Below are 8,876 nucleotides of genomic sequence, written 5' to 3'. Positions count from 1 at the left end.
CTGGTCTGGTCCGGTCTCGCCCATCCCGGCCTGGTCTGGTCTGGTCTGGTCCGGTCTCGCCCATCCCGGCCTGGTCTCGCCCATCCCGCCCATCCCGGCCTGGTCTCGCCCATCCCGCGCATCCCGCGCATCCCGCCCATCCCGCCCAACTCAGCCATGCCGACCCAGCCCGGCCCGTGCCACTCCGTCGGGCCCGTACCGTCCGGCCGACCCCAGCTCGGCCTCGCCCAGCCCCGTGCAGCCCCGGCCAGCCGGTCTCGGCCCACCTTGACCAGCCGCCCATTTCACTCTGGTGGGCCCCGCCCCGCCCCGCCCCGCCGCGCCCCGCCGCGCCCCGCCGCGCCCCGCCGCGCCCCGCCCGGCCGGCTTTGGCCAGCCCTGGCTCGGTAGCCCGGGCCCAGCCGGCTTCTGCCCGGCTGCACCAAGCTGGCCCTGGCCCTGGGCCTGGCCCGGTCAGGTTCGCGTTGCCCGATTCGGCCGGATTCTGACCGCGGTGCCCGACACCGGCCAGCTCGGGTCGGCTGGAGGAATAGTTGATGCGGGTTTTTGACTCACCACCTCCCCAAAAACTCACACCCGTTGTGGGTGTGGGGTACACCCACAACGGGTGTCGAGTTTTCGGACGACATCATCGTTGAGGGTCTGCTGGGTCTGCTGGGTCTGCTGGGTCTGCTGGGTCTGCTGGGTCTGCTGGGTCTGCTGGGTCTGCTGGGTCTGCTGGGTCTGCTGGGTCTGCTGGGTCTGCTGGGTCTGCTCGGCCTGCTCGGCCTGCTCGGCCTGCGAGCTAAGACTGCAGCCCGGCGTGCTCATATCGGCTTCGCTGAATTATTGCCACACTCGGGGCGCCCTGAGGTTGTGAACCAGCGGGGCGGATCGCGTTTCGCGCTCTATCTGGCGGCCGCGGAGGAGGTTCGCGGAATCCCGATGGCGGCGGAGAGGGCGCGGAGATGGAGGTGCGGCGTGTGCTCGAAGTTCACATGCTGCGGCTGCCGTTGGCCCGCTTCTTGACCTTGGGTTTGCTGGCCGTCGCCGCCACCACCGTCGCCCGTCTGCGCCACCGCCCACCGCCCACCGCCACCGCCCACCGCCACCGCCCACCGCCACCGCCACCGCCACCGCCGTTGTCGCCGTCGCGCTTGTCGCCGTCGCGCTTGTCGGCGCTGCAGCTCTTGTCGTCTGCGGCTGCCGCTGTCGTCGCTGCTGTCAGTTGCCCGCCGGGTCTGTGGTCGTCACGGCGTGCCGTCGGTGAGGGGTATGGATGTTCGGGGGCGGAGCACGCCGAAACGTCCTTGGCTTGTCAGTCGCCGAAGGCGCGGGCGATGAAACGCTGCCTGTCCAGGACGATGCGTTCGATGCGGACTTCGGCGGCCAGGACGTCGCCGTCCTGAACGGTCACCTCGAAGAACAGCTTGCGCCCGTCCACCTTGGTCAGGGTCGCCTGGGCGGTGACCCGGCGGCCGAGCGGTGTGGGCGACCGGTGTTCGATCTCGGCCCGGGTGCCCACCGTGGTGACGCCGCCGGGAATCTGGCGGGCGGTCGCGGCGACCGTCGCCGCTTCGGCGAGGGCGAGCACTCGCGGGGTTGCGAGCACCGGCACGTCGCCGGAGCCGAGGGACTGGGCGGTGTCGGCGTCGGTGACCGTCAACTCGACCCGGGCGCTGAGACCGGGCGCGAACTCCGGAAGCTCCATCGCCAAAGCTTACGGCTGTTCGGGCCGCTGCCAGTACGTCTCGTCCACCGGTTCGGCCGCATCCGGTGGCACCGGCCTGGACGGTAAAGGACCAGGCGACACAAATCCGGCCGATCCCACTCCGCCGGGAGCGGCCGACCCCACAGCCGTCCCAGGCGCAGCGGCCCCCGGCGGGAAGACGGCGGGCGGGGTGGTCTGAGGCGCGGTGGTTCCGGGTGTCGTGTTGCCGGACGGGGTGGGGCCGGGTGGGGTGGTCCACGATGCCGCGGACGGGGGTGGAGGCGTGCTGGGCGGGAAGACGGCGGGCGGGGTGGTTTGAGGCGCGGCGGTTTCGGGTGTCGTGTTGCCGGACGGGATGGGGCCGGGCGCGGTCCACGGGACGGTGGCCGCCGGCGGGGCGATCCACGGCGTGGGAGCCCCGGGCGGGACTGTCCACGGCGCGGTGACGCCGGGCTGGACTGCCCAAGGCGTGGTGACTCCTGGTGGGAGGGCGCCGTGCGGAACCGTCCAAGGCGCGGCGGCCGGGGGTGGAAACGTGCCGGGTGGGACAAGCCCAGGTGGGACAACTCCAGGTGGGGCAGCGGTGGGTGGGGCAACGCCGGAAGGGGCGGTAGTGGGCGGTGCGAAGCCTGACGGGGGCGCGGCCGGCGGCGTCGGGGCGGCGGACGGCGTGTAAGGAGAAGGGGTGGGCGGGGTGGTGCGGGCCTGGCGCGCGCGGACCGCGAGTTGGTCGGCGATCGCGTATGCCTCGGCCAGGTCACGGTCGCGGGCCTCTCCGGCCCGTCCGCCGGCGGTGTCGGCGTAGACGGTGGCCAGCCCGAGCCGCCGCTGCAGCGGCCCCTGCACGATCCGCACGCTCTGGAGCCTCGCGTAGGGAACGAGGGTCATCTCTCTGGTGACCCGCCCTGAGCGGCTCACGAAGACTTCACCGGCTAGTCCGGCGCCGAGGAACCGCAGGCCGAACGGGTGCAGCCAGCGGGCCCGCAGCGGTGGTGGCGAGGTGGCGAGGGCGGTCAGGTCGACTCCGGGCAGTGCGGCGTCGACCAGCGCGCGGGCCGTGGCCAGGTCGCCGACGGGCATGAGACGGTCGGAGCTCTTGTCGTCGCCGGATTCGGGCTGGGACAAGCCGGCGATGTCGAGGCTCAGGTGCAGCCATCGTTTGGCCCGCCAGAGGAACGGCCAGGTGATCCGGACGGTCTGCACCCGGTGCGGCGGCACGACCTGGTTGCGGGTTTCGACGAGCCCGTAGTGCAGGGTGAGCCGTTCGCCGCGGATCAGCCGGAAGTTCCAGTCGCGCAGGACCCGCCGGATCGGCTGGAGGAGGACGCCGGCCATCGCGGTCATCGTGCTGGCGATGCCGATGAACGTCCACGAACCTTCCATGACGAACTGGGTGATCACCCAGGCCACGCCGAACGGCAGGAAGAACGCCTGCGGGGTGAGTAGCTGGCTGATCAGCAGATCCTGGTTGTGCACCTGGTAGAGCGGCGGCTCCTCGACCGGAGTAGTGGTCGCCGCTGAGGCCGGCGCGGCCGGCGAGCCCGAGACGGGAACGGGGGCGCGTCCGGAGAGCGCGAGCAGCCGAGCCCGCAGTTCGGAGGCGTCGCGGACGGTGAGGTATGCCAGCGGCGCCTCGGTCTTGCTGCCGCCGACCACTTCGAGCCGGAGTTCGGCGAGGCCGGTGAGCTGGGCGAGCAGGGGCCGCCGCACCTCGACGGCTTGGAGCCGGTCGAGCGGGATGGCCCGGTTGCGCCGCCAGACCAGTCCTTCGGCGATCCGCAGTTCGCGTCCGACGACGTGGTAGCCGGTGTTCCACCACCCGATCGCCGAGAAGATCACCACGGCGACCGCGAGAGCCAGCACGATCAGCGCGAAGTCGGTCGCCCCGAGCTGCCCGAGGGTCTGCCAGGACAGCGCCGCGACGATCACGACGATGCTCTTGGCGCCTTTCAGTAGCGGGCTCAGCGGATGCAGCCGTTGACGCGGCTCCCCCTCGGGCGCTGGCGCGAGGGAGGTCTCCGCTCGCGGCCCGGCCGCGGCCCCCGTTTCCCCGTGATTCTCCAGACCCCCGCCGGGTACGCCCGTAGCGGGCGCTCCGGGCGAGCCGAACCCCGGCTGTGGTGTCGCGGGGTGTGCGGGGGCGGGCTGTGGTGTGGCGGGCGGTGCGGGGGCGGGCTGTGGTGTTGCGGGGTGTGCGGAGCCGGGCTGAGGTGCGGCGGGCGGTGCGGGGGCGGGCTGTGGTGTTGCGGGCGGTGCGGGGGCGGGCTGTGGTGTCGCGGGGTGTGCGGGGGCGGGCTGAGGCGCGGCGGGCGGTGCGGAGTCCGGCTGCGGGGGCGTGGGGTGGGGGAGCCCGGCGCTGGTCACAGGCCCTCGGCCCGGTCCTCGCCGAGGGCGGTCAGCCGGTCCCGGAGACGGGACGCCTCGTCCGGTGGGAGCCCGGGCACGCGGGCGTTGCTGGCCGCGGCGGCGGTGTGCAACTGGACGGTGGCCAGCCCGAACGCCCGCTCCAGCGGCCCGGCGGTGACGTCCACGTACTGCATTCGCGCGTACGGGACGATGGACAGGTGCCGGACCAGCAGGCCGTGCCGGACGAGCAGGTCCTTGTCGCGCTCGGCGTATCCCCAGGCGCGCACTGCGCGGGAAGCGATCACGGCCCGCCAGATGCCGAGCAGCACGACCGGGGCCATGCCGTAGAGCCAGGCGGTGTGCTGACTCAGGACGAAGCCGGTGACGAGGCCGGCGAGCAGCACCACGGTCGACGTGGCGATCCCGATCAGGTGGACGATGATCAGCCGGCTGGAGACCGGTCGCCACACGACGGTGCCGGGCCAGGGTTCGAGGGCATCGACGATGGTTGGCGCGGACGGCTCGGTCACACCTGAAGCCTAGGAGACGACCGCATCTCCCGACGAGGCGAAGGGAGTGACCTCACGCAGGAATCCGCGCGCTTCGAGGAACGTGCCGAGGGTCGGGCGGTGCTCCGCGCAGGCCAGCCACGTCTTGCGGCGGTCCGGAGTGTGGATTTTCGGATTGTTCCAATGGAGCTGCCACACGGCCGAGGCGCGGCAATTCTTTGCGGAGCATTGCGGCGGGATCTGGGCGGAGCATTGCGGCGGGATCTGCGCCGAGTCTTCAGGCTGGATCTGCGCGGAGTTTTCCGGCTGGAAGTTTTCCGGCTGGACCTGTGCGGAGCGTTGCGGAGCAATCTCCGAGGAATCCTCGACCATGCCGTAACACTACGGACGGGAGGGAGAAGTTTGAGCGCCGGGCGGCCACGGGGGAAGCCGCCCGGCGACGAGGCAAATGCTACACGCTTCGCAAGGTCGCGTAAGTACCCGGTGATGGTGCCCGATCCGGCGTATCGCGCAGAAAGATCGACACTATCGGCCTATGGTGCCCCGGGCTGCGGGAACGTTCGCCGTCCGGCGATGATGACGTCCGGGTGACGACGGCGGTTCCTATGCTGCCGGACAGGCGGCTGGTTCGGCTCTTAGGAACCTCTCAGCCGTGTGTTGTTGGATGTCGTGTAAGTCTTGAGCGTCGGCACCGCTGTGCCGGCATCTCGACCGTTGTGGAGGACCGGTGGCGCAGCCGAGCACGCCCGAGACCGATACCAGCGCCGATGCCGGTGCGCCGGTGCCGCCGGCGCAGGACGCGTCGCAACTCGAGCGCGCCATGTTCGAGGTCAAGCGGGTCATCGTGGGCCAGGACCGGATGGTCGAGCGGATGTTCGTGGCCCTGCTGGCGCGCGGTCACTGCCTGCTCGAGGGTGTGCCCGGTGTGGCCAAGACCCTCGCGGTGGAGACCTTGGCCAAGGTGGTCGGCGGCACGTTCTCCCGGGTGCAGTTCACGCCGGACCTGGTGCCCTCCGACATCGTGGGCACCCGGATCTACCGGCAGTCGACCGAGCAGTTCGACGTCGAGCTCGGCCCGGTCTTCGTGAACTTCCTGCTCGCCGACGAGATCAACCGGGCTCCGGCCAAGGTGCAGTCGGCGCTGCTGGAGGTGATGGCCGAGCACCAGGTGTCGATCGGCGGCAAGAGCTACGACGTGCCCGACCCGTTCCTGGTGATGGCCACGCAGAACCCGATCGAGCAGGAGGGCGTCTACCCGCTGCCCGAGGCGCAGCGCGACCGCTTCCTGATGAAGATCCTGGTGGGTTACCCGACCGACGTCGAGGAGCGGGAGATCGTCTACCGGATGGGGGTGAGCGCCCCCGAGCCGAAGCCGATCTTCACCCCGGCCGAGCTGCTGGCTCTTCAGCGCCGTGCCGACCAGGTGTTCGTGCACAACGCGCTGGTCGACTACACGGTCCGGCTGGTGCTGGCGACCCGCGCCCCGGCGCAGCACGGCATACCCGACGTGGCCCAGCTCATTCAGTACGGCGCGAGCCCGCGTGCCTCGCTCGGCATCGTCCGGGCCACCCGGGCGCTGGCGCTGCTGCGCGGCCGTGACTACGCCCTTCCGCAGGATGTGCAGGACATCGCGCCGGACATTCTGCGGCACCGGCTGGTGCTCAGCTATGACGCGCTGGCCGACGACATTCCGGCCGACCACATCGTCGCCCGGATCATGCAGGCGGTTCCGCCGCCCCAGGTCTCCTCCCGCCAGGGCTCGCCCAACGGCCAGTCGGCGCAGCCGGGCCACCAGGGCCAGCCGGGACAGTTCGGGCCGGCCCAGCCCGCTCCACCGGGGCAGTTCGGGCCGCCCGGTCAGTTCGGCCAGCCGGTCCACCCCGGCCCGCTGAGCCCGGTCGCCTCCGGCCAGCCACAGCCCGCGCAGTACGTGGCCGGTCCCGCCGGGCCGCAGTCGGCCGGTGACGTTCCCGCCACGTCTTACGAGAACGGCCGCTCCCAACCGCAGGGTGGCGGCGCCTGGCCCGGCCAGTCATGACCGCGCCGGGCACCTCGATGCCCGTCGCCCCGGCGGCCTCGGCCCGGGCCGAGGCCGTCCTCGGCCGGCTGCAACTGCTCGTCACCCGCAAACTCGACGGCCTGCTGCAGGGCGACTACGCGGGCCTGCTGCCCGGCCCGGGCAGCGAGGCCGGCGAGTCGCGGGAGTACCGGCCGGGCGACGACGTGCGCCGGATGGACTGGCCGGTGACGGCCCGGACCACACAGCCGCACGTGCGCCGGACGGTGGCCGACCGGGAACTGGAGACCTGGCTGGCGGTGGACCTGTCGGCGAGTCTCGACTTCGGCACCGCCAAGTGGCTGAAACGGGACCTGGTGGTCGCGGCCGCGACCGCGATGGCCCATCTCACCGTCCGGGGCGGCAACCGGATCGGCGCCGTGGTGGGCACCGGCTCCGGCGTACCGGAACGGGAGGTGAGGCAGGGGTGGTGGCGCCGGAAGGCGGCGGCGGACCGTGAGCCGCAGCCGTCGGCCCCGGTGTTGCGCCTGCCCGCCCGGCCCGGCCGCAAGGAGGCGCAGGGCATGCTCAGGGCGATCGCGGGAACGCGGATCCAGCCCGGGCGCACCGACCTGGGCGCGCTGATCGACATGCTGAACCGGCCGCCGCGGCGGCGCGGCGTGGCCGTGGTGATCTCCGATTTCCTGGCGCCGGTGGAGAGCTGGTCGCGGCCGGTGAAGAAACTCGGCGTGCGGCACGACGTGGTGGCCATCGAGGTGGTCGACCCGCGTGAGCTGGAGTTGCCCGACGTGGGGGTGCTGACCCTCGCCGACCCGGAGTCCGGGGTGCTGCACGAGGTGCAGACGTCCGATCCGAAACTGCGCCAGAGGTATGCGGAGGCCGCGGGCGAGCAGCGTGCCGCGATCGCCCGCGCGCTGCGTGCGGCCGGTGCGTCCCACCTGCGGCTGCGCACCGACACCGACTGGCTGCTCGACATGGTCCGCTTCGTGGCCGCTCAGCGCCACGCCCGTACCCGAGGGACCACACGATGATCCGTTTCCTGGAGCCTTGGTGGCTGCTGACGCTGCTGCCGGTCCTGGCCATGGCCGGGGCCTATGTCTGGCGGCAGTTCCGCAAACGGCAGTACGCGATGCGTTTCACCAACGTCGACCTGCTCCGCACACTCGCGCCGAAGGGCCTGGGCTGGCGCCGGCACGTCTCGGCGGCGGCGTTCCTGCTGATGCTGGGCGCGCTGGCGGCGGCGACCGCCCGCCCGTCGGTCGACACCGAGCAGCCGCTGGAGCGGGCCACCGTGATGCTGGCCATCGACGTGTCGTTGTCGATGCAGGCCGAGGACGTGGCGCCGAGCCGGATCGAGGCGGCGCAGGAGGCGGCGAAGGCGTTCGTCAACGAGCTGCCGCCGAGTTACAACCTGGGCCTGGTGTCGTTCGCGAAGGCGGCGAACGTGCTGGTCGCCCCGACGAAGGACAGGTCCGCGGTGGTCGCCGCGATCGACGGGCTGACCCTGGCCGAGGCGACCGCGACCGGCGAGGCGGTCTTCACGTCGCTGGACGCGATCCGGACCGTTCCGGCGGACGGGGCGGACGGCGCGCCACCGGCCCGGATCGTCCTGCTGTCCGACGGGTACCGCACGTCGGGCCGGTCGATGGAGGACGCGGCGACCGCTGCCACGCAGGCCAACGTGCCGGTGTCGACGATCGCGTTCGGCACCGACACCGGGGTGGTCGACATCCGCGGCGACATGAAGCTGGTGCCGGTGGACCGGCTCTCGTTGCAGCAGTTGGCCGAGGGCACCGACGGCTTCTTCTACGAGGCGGCGTCGGTGGGCGAGCTGAAGAACGTCTACAAGGACATGGGCAGCTCGATCGGCCACCGGGTGGAATCGCAGGAGGTGACCCGGTGGTACGCCGGGGCGGGCCTGCTCCTCGGGCTGCTGGGAGCTTCGATGAGCCTGCTGTGGACGTCCCGCCTGCCGTGACAGGTCAGGGTGTGTTGTGCGCGAGCACGAAGAGCACGACCACCCATGCCGAGAGCAGGGTGAAACCGATGGGCGCGACAAGGTTCTTCATGATGGAAACCGACTTCCGCTGGTGACTGAGCGAGCATGAGGCGCTTGGGTCACTTCGCGGCCGGAACCACCCGCACAACACGGAGCCGACCTGGATGAGGCCGGTGGTGTGCGGATGAGGAGTCTGGTCAGCGGTCAGAAACGCTGACGAGCGTCCCGGCCACGACTAGGAGGATCGCTATCTCGCACAGCGATCACCTCCGTCAGTCGTCGGGCCTGGAACCGGTTGGCAGCGTACTCCTTAAT

The 8,876-nt window shown here is 71.7% G+C and carries 6 protein-coding genes and 2 pseudogenes; 3 read left to right on the top strand and 5 right to left on the bottom strand.

The window, feature by feature from the left end; translation table 11 throughout:
• Positions 1–570: 570 nt before the first annotated feature.
• The 5 genes and pseudogenes from QLQ12_RS45235 to QLQ12_RS45215 all read right to left on the bottom strand — a co-directional run bounded on the left by QLQ12_RS45235 (position 571) and on the right by QLQ12_RS45215 (position 4,917).
• Positions 571–810 carry a hypothetical protein gene (locus QLQ12_RS45235; RefSeq protein ID WP_282767266.1) on the bottom strand — a complete coding sequence of 80 codons (240 nt, stop codon included), beginning with the start codon at positions 808–810 and terminating at the stop codon, positions 571–573.
• Positions 811–1,297: 487 nt separating this feature from the next.
• Positions 1,298–1,690, bottom strand: a complete 393-nt coding sequence (locus tag QLQ12_RS45230; RefSeq protein WP_282767265.1) for a thioesterase family protein — start codon at positions 1,688–1,690, stop codon at positions 1,298–1,300.
• 699 nt (positions 1,691–2,389) lie between these two features.
• Positions 2,390–3,754, bottom strand: a pseudogene (locus QLQ12_RS47300) (PH domain-containing protein); the annotation flags it as partial.
• 296 nt (positions 3,755–4,050) lie between these two features.
• A complete protein-coding gene (locus tag QLQ12_RS45220; protein WP_282767264.1) occupies positions 4,051–4,566 on the bottom strand; it encodes a PH domain-containing protein in 516 nt (171 codons plus the stop codon).
• A gap of 9 nt (positions 4,567–4,575) precedes the next feature.
• On the bottom strand, positions 4,576–4,917 hold the full coding sequence (locus tag QLQ12_RS45215; RefSeq protein ID WP_282767263.1) for a hypothetical protein: 342 nt from the start codon (positions 4,915–4,917) through the stop codon (positions 4,576–4,578).
• Between the two features lie 355 nt (positions 4,918–5,272).
• Between QLQ12_RS45215 and QLQ12_RS45210 the strand changes: the two are divergent.
• From QLQ12_RS45210 to QLQ12_RS45200, 3 genes and pseudogenes are all read left to right on the top strand, one after another.
• Positions 5,273–6,302: pseudogene (locus tag QLQ12_RS45210) on the top strand (AAA family ATPase); the annotation flags it as partial.
• Positions 6,303–6,579: 277 nt separating this feature from the next.
• Entirely contained in the window at positions 6,580–7,593 is a 1,014-nt protein-coding gene (locus tag QLQ12_RS45205; RefSeq protein ID WP_282767261.1) for a DUF58 domain-containing protein, read from the top strand.
• A complete protein-coding gene (locus tag QLQ12_RS45200; protein WP_282767260.1) occupies positions 7,590–8,540 on the top strand; it encodes a VWA domain-containing protein in 951 nt (316 codons plus the stop codon). The genes QLQ12_RS45205 and QLQ12_RS45200 overlap by 4 nt, the downstream gene beginning before the upstream one ends.
• Positions 8,541–8,876 lie beyond the last annotated feature (336 nt).

The sequence above is a fragment of the Actinoplanes sandaracinus genome, assembly GCF_030009775.1.
Taxonomy (GTDB): Bacteria; Actinomycetota; Actinomycetes; order Mycobacteriales; family Micromonosporaceae; genus Actinoplanes; species Actinoplanes sandaracinus.
This window is presented reverse-complemented; position numbering and strand designations above follow the sequence as displayed.